This is a genomic window from Paraburkholderia sp. J76, assembly GCF_905220295.1.
Lineage (GTDB): Bacteria > Pseudomonadota > Gammaproteobacteria > Burkholderiales > Burkholderiaceae > Paraburkholderia.
On the sequence record NZ_CAJMZJ010000001.1, the window covers coordinates 642,223 to 663,177 of the forward strand.

15 protein-coding genes and 7 pseudogenes are annotated in these 20,955 nt (G+C 59.6%); 9 read left to right on the forward strand and 13 right to left on the reverse strand.

Annotation, left to right across the window (positions count from 1 at the left end; all coding sequences use genetic code 11):
• Positions 1-125: 125 nt before the first annotated feature.
• Positions 126-419, reverse strand: a pseudogene (locus U5768_RS02905) (IS3 family transposase); the annotation flags it as partial.
• A 321-nt stretch (positions 420-740) separates the two neighbouring features.
• The gene (locus U5768_RS02910) at positions 741-1,757 is read right to left on the reverse strand and encodes an IS110 family transposase (RefSeq protein ID WP_322028871.1); all 1,017 of its coding nucleotides are present in this window, start codon (positions 1,755-1,757) and stop codon (positions 741-743) included.
• A 91-nt stretch (positions 1,758-1,848) separates the two neighbouring features.
• Between U5768_RS02910 and U5768_RS31935 the strand changes: the two are divergent.
• A pseudogene (locus U5768_RS31935) lies at positions 1,849-2,222 on the forward strand (ISNCY family transposase); the annotation flags it as partial.
• 354 nt (positions 2,223-2,576) lie between these two features.
• Here the strand turns inward: U5768_RS31935 and U5768_RS02920 are convergent.
• On the reverse strand, positions 2,577-3,635 hold the full coding sequence (locus U5768_RS02920; protein WP_322028872.1) for an IS110 family transposase: 1,059 nt from the start codon (positions 3,633-3,635) through the stop codon (positions 2,577-2,579).
• Positions 3,636-3,733: 98 nt separating this feature from the next.
• Here U5768_RS02920 and U5768_RS02925 point away from each other — a divergent pair.
• Positions 3,734-4,204, forward strand: a pseudogene (locus tag U5768_RS02925) (ISNCY family transposase); the annotation flags it as partial.
• Positions 4,205-4,405: 201 nt separating this feature from the next.
• Here U5768_RS02925 and U5768_RS02930 read toward each other — a convergent pair.
• Both U5768_RS02930 and U5768_RS02935 read right to left on the reverse strand, forming a co-directional pair.
• Positions 4,406-5,509, reverse strand: coding sequence for a PHB depolymerase family esterase (locus tag U5768_RS02930; protein WP_322028873.1), 1,104 nt, complete (start codon positions 5,507-5,509; stop codon positions 4,406-4,408).
• A gap of 33 nt (positions 5,510-5,542) precedes the next feature.
• Positions 5,543-5,959, reverse strand: a complete 417-nt coding sequence (locus U5768_RS02935; RefSeq protein ID WP_322028874.1) for a CopG family transcriptional regulator — start codon at positions 5,957-5,959, stop codon at positions 5,543-5,545.
• 200 nt (positions 5,960-6,159) lie between these two features.
• Between U5768_RS02935 and U5768_RS02940 the strand changes: the two are divergent.
• Positions 6,160-7,147 (forward strand): annotated as a pseudogene (locus tag U5768_RS02940) (PDDEXK nuclease domain-containing protein).
• Between the two features lie 42 nt (positions 7,148-7,189).
• On the opposite strand, the gene U5768_RS02945 reads toward U5768_RS02940, so the two are convergent.
• The 3 genes from U5768_RS02945 to U5768_RS02955 form a co-directional block, all read right to left on the reverse strand.
• A complete protein-coding gene (locus tag U5768_RS02945; protein ID WP_322028875.1) occupies positions 7,190-7,636 on the reverse strand; it encodes an ATP-binding domain-containing protein in 447 nt (148 codons plus the stop codon).
• Positions 7,633-8,289, reverse strand: a complete 657-nt coding sequence (locus tag U5768_RS02950; RefSeq protein WP_322028876.1) for a UvrD-helicase domain-containing protein — start codon at positions 8,287-8,289, stop codon at positions 7,633-7,635. Before U5768_RS02950 ends, U5768_RS02945 begins: the two co-directional genes overlap by 4 nt.
• 252 nt (positions 8,290-8,541) lie before the next feature.
• The gene (locus U5768_RS02955; protein ID WP_322028877.1) at positions 8,542-9,423 is read right to left on the reverse strand and encodes a hypothetical protein; all 882 of its coding nucleotides are present in this window, start codon (positions 9,421-9,423) and stop codon (positions 8,542-8,544) included.
• Between the two features lie 465 nt (positions 9,424-9,888).
• Between U5768_RS02955 and U5768_RS02960 the strand changes: the two are divergent.
• Positions 9,889-10,398: pseudogene (locus U5768_RS02960) on the forward strand (IS5 family transposase); the annotation flags it as partial.
• Positions 10,399-10,801: 403 nt separating this feature from the next.
• On the opposite strand, the pseudogene U5768_RS02965 reads toward U5768_RS02960, so the two are convergent.
• A pseudogene (locus tag U5768_RS02965) lies at positions 10,802-11,263 on the reverse strand (ATP-binding protein); the annotation flags it as partial.
• A 458-nt stretch (positions 11,264-11,721) separates the two neighbouring features.
• Here U5768_RS02965 and U5768_RS02970 point away from each other — a divergent pair.
• Positions 11,722-12,426 (forward strand): response regulator transcription factor, encoded by a 705-nt coding sequence (locus U5768_RS02970; protein WP_322028878.1) that lies wholly within the window; start codon positions 11,722-11,724, stop codon positions 12,424-12,426.
• A 42-nt stretch (positions 12,427-12,468) separates the two neighbouring features.
• Here U5768_RS02970 and U5768_RS02975 read toward each other — a convergent pair whose 3' ends face one another.
• Together U5768_RS02975 and U5768_RS02980 are read right to left on the reverse strand one after the other, a co-directional pair.
• Positions 12,469-13,338: a hybrid sensor histidine kinase/response regulator gene (locus U5768_RS02975; protein ID WP_322028879.1), complete on the reverse strand. Its 870-nt coding sequence runs from the start codon at positions 13,336-13,338 to the stop codon at positions 12,469-12,471.
• Positions 13,339-13,395: 57 nt separating this feature from the next.
• Entirely contained in the window at positions 13,396-14,418 is a 1,023-nt protein-coding gene (locus tag U5768_RS02980; RefSeq protein ID WP_322028880.1) for a sensor histidine kinase, read from the reverse strand.
• 566 nt (positions 14,419-14,984) lie between these two features.
• On the opposite strand from U5768_RS02980, the gene U5768_RS02985 reads away from it, so the two are divergent.
• Both U5768_RS02985 and U5768_RS02990 read left to right on the forward strand, forming a co-directional pair.
• On the forward strand, positions 14,985-15,338 hold the full coding sequence (locus U5768_RS02985; protein WP_322028881.1) for a DUF4148 domain-containing protein: 354 nt from the start codon (positions 14,985-14,987) through the stop codon (positions 15,336-15,338).
• A 421-nt stretch (positions 15,339-15,759) separates the two neighbouring features.
• The gene (locus U5768_RS02990) at positions 15,760-15,933 is read left to right on the forward strand and encodes a hypothetical protein (RefSeq protein WP_322029004.1); all 174 of its coding nucleotides are present in this window, start codon (positions 15,760-15,762) and stop codon (positions 15,931-15,933) included.
• A gap of 62 nt (positions 15,934-15,995) precedes the next feature.
• Here the strand turns inward: U5768_RS02990 and U5768_RS02995 are convergent, their stop codons facing one another.
• Complete coding sequence (locus U5768_RS02995; RefSeq protein ID WP_322028882.1) at positions 15,996-17,288, reverse strand: NAD(P)/FAD-dependent oxidoreductase; 1,293 nt, start codon at positions 17,286-17,288, stop codon at positions 15,996-15,998.
• Between the two features lie 158 nt (positions 17,289-17,446).
• Between U5768_RS02995 and U5768_RS03000 the strand changes: the two genes are divergently transcribed.
• A complete protein-coding gene (locus U5768_RS03000) occupies positions 17,447-18,106 on the forward strand; it encodes a helix-turn-helix domain-containing protein (protein ID WP_322028883.1) in 660 nt (219 codons plus the stop codon).
• A 563-nt stretch (positions 18,107-18,669) separates the two neighbouring features.
• Here U5768_RS03000 and U5768_RS03005 read toward each other — a convergent pair.
• Positions 18,670-19,599: a YihY/virulence factor BrkB family protein gene (locus U5768_RS03005; protein ID WP_322028884.1), complete on the reverse strand. Its 930-nt coding sequence runs from the start codon at positions 19,597-19,599 to the stop codon at positions 18,670-18,672.
• 649 nt (positions 19,600-20,248) lie between these two features.
• Between U5768_RS03005 and U5768_RS03010 the strand changes: the two are divergent.
• A pseudogene (locus tag U5768_RS03010) lies at positions 20,249-20,691 on the forward strand (SET domain-containing protein).
• Positions 20,692-20,955: the final 264 nt, after the last annotated feature.

Sequence of the window (20,955 nt, forward strand, 5' to 3'; positions counted from 1 at the left end):
TCTGTCGCATGCTGGGCCCGGCGAGAGGAACGTCTGCTTCAGTCATCGGCCATCAGGTCATCGAGCGCCGTATGCGCGGAAACTGTTGTCTTCGCTCGTGGCGAGGTTTTTCAGGTCATCTGTCAGAGCCAGGCGACGAGCGTCCCGCGTCCCGGATACCCCAGGGCCTTTGTCGTTGCTGCCAGACACTGGCCATGGCTCATATAGTGGTCTGTGGCCGCCTTCTTTTGTTCTGCCGAATAGCGCGGCCTCAAGCAGATACGTTCCCTCGGCAAATCCAGGCATCGTTCGTATGCGTGATACCAACGCTCGAGGGACTTCGTTGTGGGATAGCCCAATTGGCGAACAGTAGCGGTAAGGCGCTTTCCAAGCTTCAAGTAGAGTTTGACCGCTCGGATACGCTCTTCGTACGAATACATGGACTAGCTCCTGATAGTCCAAGAATTCCGCCGCACCCCCGAACACGACATTAGGATATAGCTCCTACACGCAAAAGTTCGATAACTTTAATTATGTAAAATTAATTTATCGATTGTATGTTGCAACCCTGATGGCAATCGTTACGCTAAACCTCCACAGTCCGACTCCACCAGAGTCTCAAAATGAAACGGCTGCCGGCGGTTAGCACGGCGACTGGAGAAATGAATGACGATTGCAGCGGGCGGAACAAAGGGAAGGCCCAATCAAAGCCGTGGATTGTCACCAGTCGCTGTACTGGGCTCGGTCCCTTTGCACCACCTTTAACCAAAGCAGCGGGCTATCTCAAAAGGCTTGTGCTCCCGAAGAATGTGGTAGCAGGCACGCGCCAGTTTGTGCGCCAGTGCCTTGATCGCCACAATCCCGTTTCGCGCGCGTTTCTTGCGCTCGTAAAAGCGCCTGGCTTCCGGGCACGAGCGGATCGCGAAGGTGGCCGCCTCGACAAACGCCCACGCCAGATACTTGTTGCCGTTCTTCGTGTTGCCTTCGCCCTTCTTCCTACTGTTGCTTTCACGTCGGCTGTCTACACAGCGGCAGTACGAACTAAAATTGCCAACCTTGGTGAAACGGGAGATGGTCCCGGTTTCCAGCATGATCGTGGTTGCGAGAACCGGACCAATGCCCGTCACCGTGTTCAGCAATGCGTAATCCGGGCTCAGTTTTACCCGCTCCATGAGTCGTTTCTCGATGATCCTGATTTCCTCCTGCAAGGTTTGCATGACTGCGAGATTGGCATGCATCGCGAGCGTCACGTCAGATGCAAAACCGAATCCATTCACCTGTCTCTCATCCAGGCGCTTAACCCGCTCACCTTGCATCTGCCCACCGGTATGGCGCGAGAACAGATTCTCAATCGCGAGTATCTGGGCCGTACGACACTGCACCAGTTGGATCCGTTTGCGAGAGAGGTCACGCACCGGACGTTCTTCTGCTGGATAAATGTAGCCTTCAGGCAATAGTCCCAGACGCAGCAGCTGTGCGAGATGGGCGGCATCGGTGAAGTCACCGCTATATTTCAATCCCTCGTACTGCTTGATTGCAGCAGGGTTCGCCAGATGCACCCGGTAGCCGTCGTTCATCAACTGATCTACCAGCCAGTACCAGTTATACGTTGCTTCGATGACTACACCCACCAGATCTTCGCGGTGCGGCGCCAGCGCTGCCCGGATCTGGACCGGATCGTTCGGCAACCGTCGCTGGTAGACAACCCGGTCAGCGTCATCGCTGACGACGACCACACTGTTGTGCGAGTGCAGGTCGATACCACTAAACTTGTTCATGCCGGCCTCCTGTGTGTCACGTCGGTGTTCGCACCCTGACTGTACGCTGGCCGTTCGCTTCGAACGGAGGGAGGCCGGCTATATGACTATCAAGGCGAGCGTGTTCCGTAATGTGTCGCCAGGCAAGACTGGCAACCGCGTGACGCCGTTCGGCCGTGCAATGTACGAGCTGAACATCGATACATTCTGTGCCAACAGCAGTTCGGCCAAGGGCGTGTAGAGCGGGCACACCTGACGCTGCAGGACCGTCTGGTGAAGGAGATGCGCTTGCGTGGTATCAGCACGCTGGCCGAGGCCAATGCATGGGCGCCCTCCTTCATGGCCGCGTACAACGCGCGCTTTGCGAAGCCCCCCAGGAGCGACTTCGACGCACACCGTGCCCTGAGGGCTGACGAGAGCCTCGACACGGTACTGACGTGGCGCGAGCCACGGAAAGTCACGAAGGCGCTCACGGTGCAGTACGACCTATAAGGACTTTCCTTTTTTGCAAGCTCGGGGTTCATTCATTCATTCGCTTGACTCTGATGTGATCGGGCAGGCATTCGGCATTCAGCGGCGAGACAGACTGCATACCTATAAGCGGCCTTGTTGAGCACTGTCATTGCGGTGCCCGGGCCCGGATAGTAACCGCGCAGCAGGACTCCATCCGTGTGACGGCGAATGCATGCCATGCAGCGCCTTGTCGTACTTCGAGTTCGCCCACTGCCGGTCTGACCTGTCGCTATCCATGCCTGTTGAATCCTTGTGTGCGGACTCCTCGTTTTGAGTTGTACAGAAGAGCGCGTTATCACTTATCTATCAGGGTATGCGCCGGTGTCCTCACGGTCCCGTGGGGGCTGGGCGGATCTGCACATACGACGGTTCGAAGCGCTCGCCCTTGGCCAGAATCGCCCACAGAATCCGCGCGTGCTTGTTGGCGACGGCCACCAACGTCCGATACCATCCCACACGTGTCTGGAGCTGAACGATCCAGCGCGAGAGCCGGTCGGTTCGTCGATGGGCAGTCGTTACGGCCGAGCGTGCGCCTTGAAACAGTAGCGTGCGCAGATACGTGTTGCCCTGTTTGGTAATGGGCCCCAGCCGGGTCTTTCCGCCGCTGCTCGCCTGTCTGGGCACCGAGCCAAGCCAGGCGGAGAATTGGCGACCATTCTTGAACACGCGCGCATCGCCGACGGTGGCCACCGCGGCCGATGCTGTGAGCGGCCCGATGCCGATAACCGCCATCACGCGCTGTGCGTTGCTGTCGTGTTTCACGTGTGTGGCGACTTGCACGTCGCACCAGGCGATTTGCTGGTCGAGGGCCTGCAGGTGCTCCCAGCCTCGTGCCAGCGCACTGCGCGCGCCACCGTTCAGTTCAGTGGCGCCGTCCTCCAGTGCCTCGACGAAGTGGGCACGAAATGCATTGATGCCTTGCGGCAGGAACACGCCGAACTCGATCAGTTCACCGCGCAGCCGGTTGACGAGCGCAGTACGTTCCTCGACGAAACCGTTCCGCATCCGGTGCAGCAACAGCACGTTTTGCTGGTCTGCCGTTTTGACGGCGACGAAGCGCATATGCGGTCGGCCCGCGGCCTCGCAGATCGCCTCGGCATCCAGTCTGTCGTTCTTCACGTGCTTGTCGCCCTTACGGTATGGCGCGGCGAACTGCGGCGCAATCAGGCGAACCTCGTGACCTATCGAGCACAGCTTGCGCCCCCAGTAGTGGGCTGCGCTGCATGCTTCCATTGCGACCAGACACGGCTCAAGGTTGGCAAACCACTCGAGAAACTTCTGCCGTGAGATGGCTTTCCTGATCACCACGCGTTCCACGCTGTCCACGCCGTGCACCTGGATCAGGTTCTTGGCCAGATCCACGCCGATACGAGTAATCTTGTCCATGACTTTCCCCTTTTCAGATGGGTTGCCCAGCACCAACCATCCTGGCATATCGCTATGCCCCGAGATCGGGAAAGTCCTTACTAATTCGGGTGATGTAGCTGCTCGACGATACGCCGGAGAACCGCAGGCTGATCGATCGGTATATCGAGGTGTGGGAGTATCCGGACGGGCGCATCGAACTGCGGGCGGACGGGCGTATGCTGCCGTGCAGGCAGTATGACCGGCTCGCCGAGATCGATCAGGGCGCGGTCATCGAGCACAAGCGTCTGAGCCACGTGCTGCAGGTGGCCCAGGCGCTGCAGGCGCAACGCGATAACAGCCGGATCGGTAAGGCGCCCTCGCGGACACATCGCGGCGATTCGACCCGAACCAATCGTAACGACCGTCAACCGGGCAAGAAGAAGCAGCGCGAGTTCACGCAGGCAGACATCGAACAGGCGATCACGGATCTCGCGCAACGCAGACAGACGCAGCAAGAGCCCCGCAAACCTGGCCGGCGGTCTGAAAGGGCCCCTGCAACTGACACAGACACCCTGCCCGTTCAGGATCCATCCTTCGACACCGTATAGTCTTTAACCCGTGAACGACGAATCCTGAACCCTGCAACCCCGGACATCTGAACTTGGCTGGCAGGCGGACATCTGTATCTGGCCATGACATGATTTGCGTTCCTAATCATAGGGTGCAGTAAATCGAACGCCGCGTGGGCTAAGCGCGATCGCGTTCCGTGATAGTCGACGAGACGCACCCGTAGCTCAGCGCTGGAACGCTCAGTGACGACGCGGATGCTCAAGAAAAAATCGCACCATCTCCGCACTGGCGTCGGGGCCGGACGGATCGGTATAGCTCCCGCTTGAAGAGCCTCCGGCCCACGCATGGGGCGCGCCGTGGACGATCCATAGCTCGGCATCTCCCCCGGCCGGTGACGCCATGTGTCGCACCGTATGCTTCCTCGCCCGGCTATCACCGCCCGGCGGGCGAACGGCTACCGTTTCACTTCCGGAAAATTCGCGTACCAGTTCGTTTGCGTTGGCGGGGTGCACGGTTGCATCCGCATCACCATGAAAAACAATGAGCGGACATCGGGACGCCGGCACGTTGTGAATATCGCCTCGGGCAGGTTGGTGCGCCTTGGATCGGGTTTTGCCGCCGCGCATGGCCGCTAGTGCGGACGGAAGGTCGTGCGCACATCCGACGGGCAGCCCGGAATGAACACCCACTGCTGCGTAGAGGTCGGGATAGGTTTGCGCGAGGATCGCCGCCATGGCGCCGCCGGCCGAAAGACCGGCAACGAAAACCCGCTTCGGGTCGACATTGTGAGTTGCCATGACCTCGCGTGTAATGCCCGCGATCAGCGATGGCTCGCCCATGTCGCGACGCTGGTCGGCAGGCCTGAACCAGTTCCAGCACCTCGACGTATTCGCGCCTTGCGGCTGGATGGGATAAACGACAATCAATCCGTGCGTTTCGGCAAGCGCGTTCATCCGCGTGCCGGTGGCGAAATCGTCGGCGTCCTGGGTGCAGCCGTGCAACATCACGATCAGCGGCAGGGAATCACTGCCGGAATAACCGGGAACGTAGACCTTGTAGTCACGCTGGCCAGCGGTGTTGACGTAACGCCGCGTGCTGAAGTGCCCGCAATCCTGCACTTCCGGTTCAGTTTGCGCCTTATCGGCGCGACGTCGGGGTTGTAAAAGGTCAGCGAATCGCGGTGTCGTCGCCTTGTCATGCGGATCTGCATGGGGGCTTGCTACGTCCGTCCGTTCGTCGCGCATGGCGCGCCTGACGGTCTCCGCAGCCGCTGCGGGATCGTTGTTCCGAAAGAGTGCGAATGCCTCTTTCATCGAGTCGAGAAATCCTTCGTTGAGTTTCATGTTTCTTCCGTTAGCGGGAAAGAGCCAGGAGCGTTAGCGGATTCGATCCGCCAACGCGGCCTTGACTGCCGGTGATGCATGGAGCGCGCCGCGGACCAGGATTGATTCGATCGCTGTCAGCGCAAGTTCGGGGGATACGTCCGCGGCAATGCTCGCCAATCCCAGCACCTGAATTCTGAGACGCTGACTGGCCGCGCACGCGGCCTCAAGGTCCTGTTTCGAAAAATGCTGAAGGCCCAGGACGAGTTCACGGCGGGTCACTGTGTCCTTAACGGCCGGGGCATGAATCGACAACTGGTTGCGGATGGCCGTACGGATCAGATCCGTGCGGTTCGAGTAAAAGCCTTCTTCGACGAGCAGATCGATCTGGCCCAGATCGATCGGGCCGAGATTGATCGTGATTTTTTCGGTTTCGCTGCCTCGTGAGCGATCCGGCACTTCTTTCGCCATCTTCAAATATCCTCCATGAACCATCCATATGGATGGTTATAGGCGGATATCAAGAGTGCGTCAACGCTGAGTGCAGCAGTTGCAGGGCGGCCTCTTAGGGAGGTGGCGCGCGATGCTTATGGTCCTCGGGCGAGGATGAGGCAGGTTACGGGTCGCTTACGTTGCGTTCCAGTCGTTATCGGGAGGCCAGTGAACAGCCGCTGGCTTTACGAGTTGAAGCAGCGCGTCAACGTGCCACTGCGAGCGTGAACCGTGAACTGATCAAGCTGTACTGGCAGATCGGCAGCGATATTCTTCAGCGGCAACAGAACCAGGGATGGGGAGCCGGAGTCGTCGACCAGCTTGCACGTGACCTGAAGGCCGCCTTTCCGGATATGCGGGGTTCTCGCCACGCAGCCTGAAATACATGCGTGCGCTCGCCCAAGCCTGGCCGGACCCGGAATTTGTGCAGCAGCCTGCTGCACAATTGCCCTGGTTCCACCTTTGCACGTTGCTTGATAAGGTCAAGGACCCCGCTCAACGCGATTGGTACGCCACCAGGGCGCTCGAGCACGGCTGGTCGAGGGCCATCCTCGTCGCGCAGGTCGAAACGGATGCGTGTGGCCGGGCTGGCAATGCCGTTACGAATTTCGCCGAACGCCTGCCTCCGCCTCAATCCGACTTGGCCCGGGATGCACTCAAGGATCCCTACATCTTTGACTTCCTGGCGTTGACGGAGGACGCTCAGGAGCGCGACATTGAGCGCGCATTGACCCGCCATATCACACAGTTTCTGCTCGAGCTGGGCGCCGGGTTCGCGTTCGTGGGTCGCCAGTACCGGCTGGAAGTTGGCGGCGACGAGTTTTTCGTCGATCTGCTTTTCTATCACCTCAAGCTCCGTTGCTATGTCGTCGTCGAACTGAAAACGACGCCGTTCAAGCCTGAATATGCGGGGCAGCTGAATTTTTACCTGTCAGCGATCGATGCGCAGGTCAAGGCGGCCGAGGACCAGCCGACCATCGGCCTGCTGCTGTGCAAGGAAAAGAACCGGCTTTGGCGGGGTATGCGCTGCGTGGCGTGGTCAAGCCAATGGGAGTGGCCGAGTATCAACTGATGCGCGAGGTGCCACCCTCGCTGGAGACCGGTCTGCCGACCATCGACCAGATCGAGGCCGAACTGCGCCCCGACCTGCCGGACGGTACCGTGTAGGCATCGTTGGGCAATCGCCCACGGCGCTTTCACGCGCTGACGCTAGCGCCGGAGATTGAAAAGCCGTAGCAGCTCGTCGCGAGATCCGGAGATATTGAGCACATGCTGTGCGCGGGTCACGGCCACGTAGAGCAGCCGCAGCTCGTCGTCGTCCGGCATCGGGTTGCCCTCCGCACCCAGCATGCGGAAATCGTTGGCCACCCTGACCCGCTTCCATTCGAGGCCCTTCGCGCGGTGCACGGTCGAGATCACATAGTCGGCGGCATCTTCCGCCGCTGAGCGCTGTGCCAGGGCCCGCAGATAGCCTGTACCCAACTCGTCGACGATGCGCACCACCGGCAGCAGGTCGTGGCCAAACGCACTGCGCGCGAACGACCGCGCGTCGCTCCAGTTATCGAACAGCGAACGCGCCGCCGGGCGGAATGCCAGCTGGCCGGCCAGCAACCGGTCCGCGCCATCAGCGTAAGCGAGAATCTCGGCCGGACTCATCCGGATTGCCGGTCGATGTCCCGCTTCGAGTCCCGCGGCGAACTGCCAGATCGCCGTAACGTTCTTCCGGCACAGGATCGCGTCGACCGGCGGCGCCGCGCGGGATCTTCCACCATGAGCGAGCCGATCGCTTCCTGTCCCCGGATGGGAGTGCGTTCGCCCAGCAGCGTGAGCAGACGGCTCGCGAGCGCCGCGAACGTGTCGCCAAAGCGGAACGACTCCGTGAGCGCACATTCGGGCGCGTCGATATGCGTCATCGCATTGACCGCGCCCCGCCACTCATAGATCTGCTGGTAAGGGTCGCCCACATAAATGATCTGCGCGTGGCGCTGCCGGCCCAGGACCGACAGCATGACACCGTCGCTGTCCTGCGCTTCGTCGAACAGGAGGTAATCGGCTTGAATGCGTGGCTCGGAGAACGCCCAGAGCTTCAGGAGCACGTCAGGCGAAATGGCGCTCGTGGCGCGCGCTGCCGCGCCCTCTTCCCCCAGCCGCCCGACGTGAGACAGCAAGTAGGTGCGCAGTTGCGCGGCCATCGCTTCGTCGATCTTTTCGTCGACGACGATATGCTGCGTTGCCGGCTCGATATCCGCGGACCGGCAGAACCGGTCGAGCCCGTCGGCGATAACCGACACCCCCAGGACGGATCTCAAGGGTGATATGGTCGGTGATCAGTCGGTGCGGCACCGGCATCCCTGCCGCGCACCGCACTCATGAAAACTTGGGAAAATTACTTCGACTAAAATGGGGAGTATCTATCCGACGCTGACACCACCAGCTGCTTAAGCCGCTGATTCTTGCCGCTAACTTTACAGTGGGATACTTCAGAGGGGAAAGGTCACCGGTCCGAAAGAAAGAGCGCCGAAACGGAAAAATCCTTACGCCTTTCATCGTAAGGATTTTATTTACCGCTTCGGCGCTTGCGGCTTTTTATCGCTGTACTCGTAATTATCGGCGAAGAAATAACGCGCCACTTTAATTTCTGGACGAAACAGCATATTCATGACGCGATCGACTTCGTGCGGCTGTCGCGCGGCAAGAAGCTCTTCTGCTGCGTTATTGCTCAGGAGGCGCGATATCCCAATAATGCTCAATGCAATCCCGTCCAGAATATGCTTACCTTTGAAAATATTGACCGGGTTGTTGGTAAGACGAGTCATATTCTTCAGGCGGATCCGGTCGTCGTCCGTCAGACTGCGGAATGTGTTGACCAGGGTGGCTGAATGTTTGGGGTCCACCATGTCATTGAGACTGGCCCACGCGTATTTAAACGCACCTTGATTCAGATCGAATCGATACGCTTTTGAACCGAATCGGCTGTACTGTTTTTGCGATTGTCTTCCGCACTCCAGTGAGAAGAAGACGTAGTCATCGTTGCCAGCCGTAATAATATCGGCTCCGCTTGTGTTTTGTTCGGCGAAGACGATCTCCGGATGATTGTGCAGCAATCTTCTGCGCGAAAAGATCGATACCTTACCGGTCTGAGCGTCCCTGAGTTCATTGTTCGTGAAATGAACCGCATAGAACGGCAGGAGAGGGAAGTTTCGGTAGAACTCGCGTTCCCGCGGGCGCAAGGGTGCGAGCGCGCCCCGCTTTCTTGCCAGGTTGCCGGCCGACAATCCGTCCAGCGGATAGGACTGCACGCGCGGGTCCTGTGTGTTGGCCCGGTGACGCTGGTTAGCCCAGACCGTTCCTTGTTGCAGCATGTCCTCTTCAGCTTGTCTTGCACGCACCTTGCGCGCCCACGACGTGAGAATCGACTGGAGACGATCGTCTACATTTGGCATTCTGTCCTCGCATGGAGTTGGGACATCGAAGTCTAGGGCATCGATGCATTACGAGAACACGTGGCATATCCGGGCTATTCCACCGGCCTTTCGCTGAGCGCCGCAGGGTGACGCCCCAAGTGCGGCACGCGGCGGCGCGCGAACGATGGGCGAGGAAGGCGCAGCCAGTGAGGTTGCGAGCGCAACGAACGGCGCTGCAAAAGGAAAAGGGCCTACGTCTTGCGACGTAAGCCCTTGTTCTTCGGTGCATCTTGCTTGCTAGTGCGCCACTTTTGCGCCAGCCCGGTGACCGAGGCTAGCACATCCCGTGGCATGCCGCGGGCCGCTTCGCGGTTACTGAAGCGCCACGATTCATTACCGGTTTCAACGATGTGGCAGTTAGAACCCTTAACAAAATGAACGAAGGGACTGTTAACCCTCGATGAATGCTGCTAACCTTTTCATTGTTTCGACGACGAGAAGGACATGGCCAAGCCGATACTCGACGACGAACTGCGGGCACTCATCGAACCGTTGCTGCCCCCTCCCAAACTACGACGAACGCGCTCCGTGGCGCAAGCCGCTCGACAATCGTGCGGTGCTCACTGGCATTCTCTTCGTCTTGCAAACAGGCCTGCGTTGGGACCTACTACCTCGCGAGATGGGTTGCGGCAGCGGCATGAGTTGCTGGCGCAGCCTACGTGACCGGCAAGCCGCTGGCGTCTGGGCGCGGTTGCACGAGCGCTGCTTGCGCGATTGCGCGCAGCCGACCAAATCGACTTGGTCTCGCGTCATCGTCGATTCCTCTTCAATCCGCGCTGTGGGCTCAGGTCAAAAACAGGACCGAATCCCACAGACCGCGCGCGACCTGGTTCAAAGCACCATTTCATCACCGAAGCGCAGGGCATCCCGCTCGCGGTGATTCTGGCCGGCGCCGACCGCAACGACGTCACTCAACTTCACACGCTGGTCGAGGCAATTCCGACAATCGTGGGTGACGGAGTTGCGGCCGCTGCATCAGCACGCTGGCCGAGCGAATGCCTGGGCGCCCTTCTTTGCGGCGAGCTACAACGCCCGCTTCCCTAAACCGTCGAAGAGCCGCTTCGGCGCCCCCCGGCCGCTGCCGACGCAAAGCCCTGATCTCATCGACCGTGAGCATTGTAAAGCGGGTTCCTCCACGAGCGCGGTACTACGCTGCGGGGACGAGGACGCCACCGGTCGCATAACGCGAGTGGACGTAACAGGAGCGGCGCGCCACCCGAGCCCAAAGCGCAACCTCACATGCACTCCAGAGCATATCGACGTCGTCAACCAGTCGTTATCCGGCGTCAAATTCGTCCGGTATGTAGAAGCGCGTGCAGCTCCACGCGCTTTTCTCCGAAAATACAGTCTGGTCGCTTCAATTGCAAAGGCGTGGAAGCACGACGGTGGCCCGCGTTCCCCCTTCGGGGCGCGCGCTGAGTTCCAATGTTCCGTTGTGCGCGTCCACGATCGACTTGCAGATGGAAAGGCCCATGCCCATGCCATTTTCCTTCGTCGTAAAGAGCGGCTCTACAAGCCGATCGGCAATCTCCGGCGCGATTCCGCTGCCGAGATCCTCTACGGTCACGCGGATCACGAATTCCTCTACGGCGCAAGCGAGCCAGAGGCGACGATCCGTCTCGAGTGCCATCATGGATTCGGCGCCGTTCAACAGCAGGTTGATTGCGACCTGCTGCAACTGGATACGGTCACCCTTAACACGTGCCAGATCAGCTAGCGCCGTGCGGAGTTGCTCTTCAGTGCGTGCGCTCTGCCGATGCTGTTCGACGAGCTCTTTATAAAGCCTCGCGCTTTCCAAAGCGAAAGCGGCCTGGGATGCGTGTGAACCAGAACATTCAATCGACTTGGCGTACATGCGGATTGAAGCGGTGGACGCTACGTTCCTTAACCGATTGAAGCGGACCTGCGAACGTCCCGATAACGCGTCTGTCGATTGGCTGCTCTAGAGCGTGCATCGGGAAGCGACCCTCAAGCCGATGCAGCGTCTTCTCCACGACAACAACCGATTGCCAAGCGGAATTTTCCCGTTCGGATTTGCCGTTGGCACCCCTCGTTGAACATTTGAGGTCGTGCGGCGCAGCTAGCGTTCGTGATGTATTCTGTTCTATGTGCAGCGCCGCATGAGGGCGCGCCAGCCTGTAAGGCGACGTTTATTCGAGCCTCATCGCGCGCGCCGCGAACACAGCCAAGCGTCCGGTAGGCTATTAATCGATGCTGCGCACAAACAGAGTGCGCGATCGATTGTTTTTCTCTGAGTTATCGTGAGGAGAAACGACCGTGAAAATTTTATGGGTCGACGACCACGAGATTCTTTGTGTTGCGCTTTCCGAATATGTCGAAGCACACGCGTCGGAGTTGAGCGCGACCCCAATCGAAATCAAGCCCGTATTCACGCTTGCCAGTGCGCTGGAAGAGGTAAACAAGACGCCACCCCCGGACCTGGTATTCCTGGACCTCAATCTGGATGGGGAGAACCATGGCGCCATTACACTTGAACATTTCCAGGCTGGGAATCCAGCCCATGTTCCCGTGATCATTTGCACGGGGCTCGCTCCCGGAAACGATCATGAAATCGAGATTTTGCGAATGTGCATGCGCGACTACGCCGCCCGGGGAATTCTGTTGAAAGGAGGTGCGCACAAAAAAATGTTCGTCGGACTGAGCCGGATCTTGGGAGGGGAACTCTGGATTCCGGAAGAGGTCTTGATGCGCTTTGCCTGCTCGACGCAGGCGCCTTCGGCCAGCCAGAATCAGCATCATCTCGGACTTTCTCCGCGAGAGTGGGATGTGGCGCGCTGCATTGCACGCGGCTTCTCAGGAAAGCAGATCGCAAAAGAGCTTAATGTCACTGAGGGACATGTCAGGCAGGTTTCCTGTGTAATTTACGACAAAATTCAAGTCAGGAACCGCGTCGAAGCGGCGCTTAAAGTCAACGCCGAACTGACCCTTGGAAGTGGGGCAGCAGATAAGGGACTGTCATAAAGATCTCTGCTCCGCCAGACTCTGTTTTCCCTTCAATTACGTTCATCCGCTTTCGGTCGATGTTTTTGGCTTGTGCTTTGCAAGCAGGGTCAATAAGGCCTGTTCGGAAACCGGTTTCGACAAAAGCTTGATGCCACTGGCGGCTACCTTTTTGAGCACTGCTGACGAGGTGTCCCCTGACCACAGGATCGCGGGGATCGAAGCGTCGGTAGCGGCACGGAGCGCCGCAATCGCAGCAATTCCGTCCTCGCCTTTCAGCCGGTAGTCGGAGAGGATGAAGTGCGGACCTTTTGCCAGAGCTCCAACGCGCAACTGTTCGATGACATCACTGGACGATTCGCCCATCACGACATAGCATCCATGCTCGATCAAGCGCATCGATATTTCGACTCTCAGATCGCTATTGTCCTCGATGATCGCCACCACCATATCGGTCAGGTCCGGGTCGCCGTTTTCACCTGTTTGAACTTCGGTCACTTCTTGCGGTATGCGTTGCAGGAATGGGACCGTAACCGTAAAACGCGACCCCAGCCCCGGCGCCGAGTCCACGTCCAGTTTGTGACCCAGAAGGTTCGCGAGACCCTGCACAATCGACAGACCCAGACCGAACCCCTTCTCACGGTCGCGCTCGGGATTGTCGACCTGCACGTAGCTTCTGAAGATATCCTGCTGTCTGTCTTCAGGGATACCAATTCCGTTGTCCCAAACGCTTACCCTGACGAAGTTGCCCCGCCTTTGGCAACTCACCAGAACATGCCCTTTCTTTTTTCCCCGTTCGGTGGGCGTGTAACGGATCGCATTGGACACCATATTCCGGACAATCCGGTCCAGCGCATGTCTATCCGTACGGATCAGATAGGGCCGGCTATGGAGTCGTAACTCCAGCCCCTTCGCACGGGCCAGTGGCTGCATATCCGTAACGATGCCGTGCAGGAGGGGGCCGAGCGCGACCTCCTGAATTTCTACATTCTAGGTACCCGATTCGAGGCGGCAGATATCCAGCGTGCCATTAATCATTCCTTCCATCGCATCCACCTGCCTTTGCGCAACCGAGAGGTCTCCAGCCAGATGGGTTGGTTCGATATGCCGTTCGATGTAGTTCAACTTCAAACCGAGGGTGGTGAGCGGTTGGCGCAAGTCGTGGCTGATCGCGGCGACAAACTGGTTTTTCTCCGCTGCTGCCGCTTCGGCCTGCGATCGGGCCTCGACGAGGATAAGCTCTTTTACGCATGCATGCTTCTGATCTTCACAGATAAACCACGCGATGAAGAAATATCCGATTAATTGAATTGTGAGCCAGTAAAGCATGACCGGACGATAAGTAAATAGAATTCCTGCCATGCCAAGAGTAAATGGGATGGCGCTGAGCAGAAGCGAACCTAACGTCGCGCGAAGACTGGGTGCGAGCAGCAGCAAAGTAAATACATGGCTAATCAACGTCAGCTCTAAAATGTTATATCTACCCAATCCATAGTAATAGCCGTGGCCATTCGGCCACGTGGGCGGGATTAACCCAAAGCTACCCACCCCCCACCACAGCGATGTCGACGTGATCAATGCAGCCCACGCCCAATGCATTCGATCCACAGCGTTGACGTCGGCTTGCACTGGAAGTGCGATTGTCTTTTTGAACAAGTATATTGCCAGGGGAGCTGCTACTCCCCACAGGCCGAAGACCCAGATGAAACGAAACCAGCGATAGTTATCCGGCGTTTTGATCCACGATCCAAATTCGAGCCAGAGCGAACTCCCGAGCAACGGTAACGCCATCCAATATACCGCGCGGCGGGACAGCGATTTCAGTAATTCACGTTTGACGAGGAGAGCTTGGCCGGTATTGAGGGTCGCAACGGGTCCCCTAAAGGGTTTCAGCAATTCAGCGATTTTGTGGCGCACGATTTTTGAAGCCAATTTACTCGCGCGCGTTGAGGTACTGGCCCCGGGCTTTTCGCGCGTGTCAGCATCACCTCGTGTTCGAGTATAGAACGCCACAGGAGGCCTCCCGGAATCATTCTCGGCCGTACGCTCCATTTTGCTAGCGGTCCGCCGCCAAGTCGATAGACAAGTGTTCTATTGGATACCTGACAAAAGTTCGGGATCTACGTTGGAAATTTTGCTCACCTGCACAGCAGCCGCGCAGGCCGGGCACGACTCATCAATCGCAGTATTCGGCGCTCGCAGTGCGTGACGAGTCGATCTGCACGGGGCGTGTCCGCCGCACTCTCACGAAATGATCGTGTCAAATAACAAAAAACGGCACCGAACATTTATTTCGACGCACATGAGCATTTAATATCGAACATAAAATATTCAATCCAATCACAATTTATGTGATTATGGGACGAAATAATGCGACATAATGAGAAACAAGGATGACGCAATTCGACGCGCAATAATTCTTATCTCCCTCTTCTTGCATTCCGATTACGAGTGCCGCGCTATAACTTGAATTGAGGGCAAATGAAACTTAGGCGCGTGATTTTGGCCATTCTGGCGGGAAGCGGCGTCCTCATTGCGTAGCTCGATGTTCCCGTTCAACCGCTCCAAGGAGTTCTATCATGAAAACCTTTGCATGCATCGTGCTCGCCGTCGGTGCAGTGGCCGGTCCGCTAGCGAGCTTCGCTCAGAGCACTGCGCCCGTCACCCGCGAGCAGGTGCGCGCGGAATTGACCCGTCTTGAGGAGGCTGGCTATCACGTCGGCGACGGTGACGAGGCGACGTACCCCGCGCAAATTCAGGCTGCCGAAGCGAAGGTCGCTGCGCAAGCCGGCCAGCAGATGGCCGTTAGCGCCGTTGGTGGCACGACGGTCAACGGTACCTCCGCCGCCGGTAGCCGTTCGGATTCGCCGAAACTCGCACCATCGTCGTGCGTCGGCCCCGCAAGTCACTGCAATATCTACTTCGGGAACTGAGCGCTGGCGCCTCACCCGATGCAGCCCAGGCGATGCGGGTAACGTGCCGGCACCGTCTGGGGGCGTCGTCATGGCGGCGTACGCTGAAGAACCTCGCTATATGGACGCGGCGTGATGTGATTCAGCCTCGCTAGTGCCACGGTGAGATGGAAGTGTCGATAGTCAGAACAATCGAAAACGAGTTGCGCGTCCGCTCGGCAAGCCTGTCGGCCTGCCCATATTGCCGCCTCGCAAATCAAAACTTCGATCTATGGCGTTGTTTCAGACGTCGCCAAGTGCGGCATCTGATGCGTCCGGCGCCAGACACCTGATTATAGCCGGGGGTGTCACAGGCGCGGTGTGTTGCCCATTCTTAACATCTGAGGCATCTGCGGCGTTGCTGCAGCACCGCAGATGCCTTTGACAATTCCGCCGCCGACGAGTGAAGCCGATCAACATTTACGCGCTCTATGCATCGCGCCAGTACCTCGACGCCAAGATCAGGACGCTCGTGGAATTTCTGCGCGATACCGTGCCGCAACGCGTAGCCGCACACGAACAGGAGCCGGGACTATGGCATGCGCGCTACGGCCGCTCGACGATGTGCCCGGGCTGAATGCGGGCGACGATTAGTTAAACGAACGATCTGACGGAAACGCGCCGCGGGGCACGCGTGAATCAGGCGAGGCGGATCTTCGGCTGCACCCAGCCGTTGATGCGCTCGGCGGTCCATAGCAGCGTCGCCTTGCGCAACCCGTGCAGGGCCTGCTGATGTCGGCGGTACAGCATCGCGTGGCTCAATTGCGCGAGGCGGCCGCGAATGAAGCCGCCCCGGAAAAAGCCGAAGCGCCCCAACGTGCCGAACGCGTCGTAGTCGCTCAGCGACACAAGCGAGCCGAAGTCATGAAACGCGAACGCAGGCATCGGCTTGCCCGCGAGCCAGCCCGGCAGATGCCGGGCAAGATGCTCGGCCTGCTGCGTGGCAACCTGCGCAGTCGGCGCCAGCGCGCGTTCGGCGCCGGCTGGCGTGAGGCTGGAACAGTCGCCGAGTGCAAAGACATGATCGTCCTCCGTCGATTGCAAGGTTGGGCTCACCACGATCTGGTTCGCGCGGTTGGTCTTAAGGCCGCCCAGGCCACTGAGGAAGTCCTCGGCCTTCACGCCTGCGGCCCAAACCATCAGGTCGGCTTCGGCCACCGTGCCGCCGTCGTAGACGAAACCGCCAGTGGTCGCCTCGGTCACGCGCGTACCGGTCTTCACGCTGAAGCCGATCTTTTCAAGTTGCTGCTGGCTCGACGCGGAAATATTCGGCGGAAACGCACCGAGAATGCGCGGGCCGCTTTCGAGCAGCGTGAGTTGCAGACGCTCGCGCACCGACGCATCGCCATAGGCGCTCGCGACTTCGAGCAGGCGGCTCAATTCCGCCGCCAGTTCCACACCGGTCGCCCCGCCACCGACGATCGCCACGCGCAGTGCCTCGTCGCGCGCGACGCTGCGGAACGCGCGCGCCCGCAGCGCTTCGTTGAAGGTCACGGCCTGCTTCTGGCTGTCGATGAAATAGCAGTGGTCCGCGACACCCGGCACGCCGAAATCGTTCGCACGACTGCCGAGTGCAAGCACCAGCACGTCGTATTCGACTTCTCGCGGCTCCAGCACCATGCCGCCGTCGGGCGTCGTGAGCGCGCCCAGCTGCACGCGGCGGCGCGCCCGGTCGAGGCCAAGCATCTCGCCGGGCTCGTAGGCGTACGCGTGTTCGCTCGCGTGCGCGAGAAAGATCACCTGCTGTTGCTGGACATCGCGCGTACCGGCCGCGATCGTATGTAGCATCGGCTTCCAGATATGCGTCGGGCTTTTGTCGATCAGTGTGATCCGCGCGTCGCCGGCGCGTCCGAACGTGTCCCCCAGCTTCGTCGCCAACAGGATGCCGGCGATGCCGCCGCCCACGATTACGATGCGAACCGGATTCGTCATTCTTAATTCAACACGCAATGAATAAAAACCCATGGTAACCCCCCGCCACGGCCCGTGTCAAACGATCACACGTCGCGCGGCGCCGGCAGAACGCGCGCGAGATGCGCGCCCACACTCGGTTACACTCACGTCCATCGAAAACGGGAACGCGGCTCAGCATGAAAGAGAAGGCCACTACATCGCCAACAACCAGGACCGTTCGGCGCGGCCGCGGGCGCCCGGCGCAGGAAGCGTCAGTCGGGCGGGATGTACTGCTGCGCAACGCGCGCATGACCTTCGGCACGCGCGGCTACGACGCCACCAGCGTGCGCGAGATAGCGCGCGAATCGGGCGTCGACCCGGCCTTGCTCGCGCATCACTTCGGTTCGAAGGAGTCGCTCTGGGAGGCCATGGTCGAGCAGATTGCCGAGCATGCCCAACCCATGATCGCGGCAACTGCAGCGCTGCGTAACTCGGAACTGGATGCCAAGGCGCGCGTAGACCGCGCAATGGAGATCTATATCGACAAGGTGTTCGAAGAGCCCGATATAGGCCTGTTCTTTTCGACCGCCGCGACGGAGGCAGGCGCACGACTCGACCTACTCGCCGAGCGCCTGGTGCGCCCCTACTACGACGTGCTGGTGCCGCTACTCGACGATGCCGCGAATCAAGGTGCGCTCAAGGTCAAGGACGCGGACGTGCTGTTTTTTGTGCTGCTCAACGGCGTGAGCAAGACTGTCGGCTACAGCCACCTGATGCTGGCGTTCTCCACACTCCCCCGCAATCCGAAGAAGTTCAAGCGCACCGTTCTGGAAACGACGCTCGCGCTGCTCTCCTGAGCACAAGCGCGCCTCACCTTCACGCGGATACGTGAAGCCCATCGCCGCACTCCCCACCCGGCCCCATCGCCCCTCTTTCCGTCCGTATCGGTGGCCGCCGCGCGATACCGCTCGTGCCGCCCGACGACACGCATCGAAAACGGCATCCTGCTCACCTGCAATGGCTTTTTTGAACCGCCGTGCTGCGTAATTCGGGCAGGATTTGCCTTCGTCCGCGAAAACCGCTTCGTAACGTCGCGCCGTCGCACACGCCTGATACTAACGCAGCACCTGAGCATATCCGCCGCGCGGGCGCGCCCCAGTCGGACCACAGGAGCCGTGCACTTTGCCGTTCGCGCTGAGGCACACGCTCTCCCCTGCCGCCCCCCATGATCCGAGGGTGGCCTTGCCGCGGCCATCGGGACTATCTGCCGGCCCCCCCGAACGAATTACCTGACTTCCAGCATGCTCCGTGCGAGTCTAACTGCGTTACCCGCCCGCCTGGGGATGCTGCACCCTCTGCAGACCTGGCTCGACCTCCGTGGATCCGTGTGGCGTACCCGATGGCGTCCGAGCGCACCCCGTCACGACCGGTTCCGGCCAGAATCGCCGTCGACCTTGTCTAGGCGCTCGTACTCCGCGATGAGCTGCGCGCCGAAAAGCATGAGTGTGGCCAGCGCTTCGAGACTGAAAAGCACAACGATCGCTGTCGTCAGCGACCCGTAGACGACGCTTACCTGGGAGAGGGTCGCAAAATACCAGACCAGCGCGCGCCGCGTGATCTCCCACAGCACGCCGGCGGCGACGGCGCCGAGGAGTGCGTGGCGCAACGTCGTTCGCCCTGCCGGTATCACCAGATAGATCGCTGTCAATACGAGAATTTCACCTGCGAAGCCGCACAGGTAGAGCAGGACGCGAGTCGCGCCGGTCAGCGAGAGCACAAGGCCGAAAAGTTCGACATGCTCGCTCGCAACAGCGTGGAGACTGCTGGACACAAACGTCACCAGCAGCACACCAACGCCAAGAGACAGGCTGAACAAATAAGGCAGGATCGCCGACAGCAGGAAGTGTCTGCGCCGGATCGCGACCCGGTGTACGAAGATGATTGACAGTGCATTCTCGAGCACCGTAAACGCGAGCGAGCTGAAAAAGATCATCGTGACAACGAGATACCAGCCGATCACCGATCGATGCGCCAGAAAGTTTGCAAGCTCACCCACAATCGCTCCGGATTGCCCGGGTACCAGCCATTGGAGCAGATGAGCGAGCGTGTCGAGCAGCAACCGCTCCCCGACGAAGTGACTGAACGCGATCGCCACAAGGATCAGTAACGGTATGATCGAGAGCAGCGCATAGTAGGCGATCGCGCCAGCAAGCAGGAGCCCCTGGTTGCTGCGAAACGCCTTGCACACGAGGAACACGAATCGGCCGGGGTGCGATGCAACGAATTGCAAGGCACGCCCGCGTGGTTTGCTGGTCCTGTTCAAGGAAAGCACCTCTTCCTGCGCTCGCATGACCCGCGTCGCCTTCCCCGCGACGGGCCACGTCACTTCACGGTGCAAATCCTCTGCTTGATCTGCACCTTGTTTCCTGGCCCGCATAGGCTGACCAACCGTTCCCTCTGCTTTCCGGGTTGCTCTCGTCTGTCACGGCCACAACGGGCCCCAGGAACTGGTCGACGGCAACGCGCGCCTGGGCGCGGAATCGGTACGCGCAGGCGCGCCCGGTAGCCGGAGTGGAAGCAAACAGCGGGCCCGAGACCTTGATTCGCGAAGCCCTTAAGGGACGACGGTCCGTGTCAACGCGCGGCGCACCTGTGTGACGCACGCCCGGCTTGTTCATGGATGGGCTCACCTTTTGGCGACGCGCCACCAGTCCGCGCCCGTCCATGTTCGGGGATCGCGCAGCTCGCGAGCCGTGCGAAGCAACATCATCGGGAGATCCGGGTCAGGGCCGCCTTGTCACATGAACGCGGGAACGGACCAGAACTGCCCTGAAGACCTGCTTCGGCTGAGAGCAGGACGCAGGCTCTCGCAATTGAGCCCCACCGGCGCGCAATAAGATGAGCCGCATTGAAGGCCACCGGCCGCACCGGTATGTTTTCACCCTCAGGGACTAGCAAAAACCGGAATCCTCTGCCGAAAGGAAAATCGCACCACGCGACTGCGCCGGATCACAGCACGACGCTCCTCTGTACATGGCAAAGGACTGGTTGCGCTTCAGCCCGTCGCCGCTGGCGAGCGGCTCATCGAGTACAGGGGGAAGTCACCTGCTGGCGCCGCGCCGCCGCCCGTCAGCAGTCCGGCAACAGGCACACCTTTGTTTTCGGCCTCTCCGACGGCCGCGTGATTGACGGCAGCCGCGGCGGCAACAGCGCGCGCTTCCTCAATCATGCATGCACACCGAACTGCGAGGCAATCGAAGACGGCGACCGGGTTTTTATCTAGACGCTCGCCGCCATCAGCCCGGGCAATGAACTCTTCGTCGATTACAGCTTGGTAGTCGATGGCGATGTCACCGCAGACGTCCGGAAAATGTACGGGTGTCATTGCGGCAGCCCCGCCTGCCGTCATTCGATGGTCGGGGAAACTTCGACTTCGTCGTGAACGACGTTTCGTGTCCTGCATTTCCGTGCGGCCTTTCTGAGCTGGCCTGAAATGCCAAGGCTCACCACGGTACGATCGAAACGCGATCCGATGATGCGTAGACGATTTTTTCAGTATTGCTGTCTCGGGGCGTGTCGCCGCAAAAGGAAACTGATACTTCGGGGGTGCGGAATTCAATCGGCGTTGACACAGAACTGCCGTTGAGGTCCCCAACGACAGCTTTCGAGCGGCTTCCGTGAACGAGTAAAGTCGGCCACAACCAGA

Excerpts from the sequence above, each read along its gene's own strand:
- U5768_RS02910 (WP_322028871.1), bottom strand. The coding sequence starts at position 1,757 with ATGAACAAGTTTAGTGGTATCGACCTGCACTCGCACAACAGTGTGGTC.
- U5768_RS02920 (WP_322028872.1), bottom strand. The coding sequence starts at position 3,635 with ATGGACAAGATTACTCGTATCGGCGTGGATCTGGCCAAGAACCTGATC.
- U5768_RS02930 (WP_322028873.1), bottom strand. The coding sequence starts at position 5,509 with ATGAAACTCAACGAAGGATTTCTCGACTCGATGAAAGAGGCATTCGCA.
- U5768_RS02935 (WP_322028874.1), bottom strand. The coding sequence starts at position 5,959 with ATGGCGAAAGAAGTGCCGGATCGCTCACGAGGCAGCGAAACCGAAAAA.
- U5768_RS02945 (WP_322028875.1), bottom strand. The coding sequence starts at position 7,636 with ATGAGTCCGGCCGAGATTCTCGCTTACGCTGATGGCGCGGACCGGTTG.
- U5768_RS02955 (WP_322028877.1), bottom strand. The coding sequence starts at position 9,423 with ATGCCAAATGTAGACGATCGTCTCCAGTCGATTCTCACGTCGTGGGCG.
- U5768_RS02975 (WP_322028879.1), bottom strand. The coding sequence starts at position 13,338 with ATGCAGCCACTGGCCCGTGCGAAGGGGCTGGAGTTACGACTCCATAGC.
- U5768_RS02985 (WP_322028881.1), top strand. The coding sequence starts at position 14,985 with ATGAAAACCTTTGCATGCATCGTGCTCGCCGTCGGTGCAGTGGCCGGT.
- U5768_RS02995 (WP_322028882.1), bottom strand. The coding sequence starts at position 17,288 with ATGACGAATCCGGTTCGCATCGTAATCGTGGGCGGCGGCATCGCCGGC.
- U5768_RS03000 (WP_322028883.1), top strand. The coding sequence starts at position 17,447 with ATGAAAGAGAAGGCCACTACATCGCCAACAACCAGGACCGTTCGGCGC.
- U5768_RS03005 (WP_322028884.1), bottom strand. The coding sequence starts at position 19,599 with ATGCGAGCGCAGGAAGAGGTGCTTTCCTTGAACAGGACCAGCAAACCA.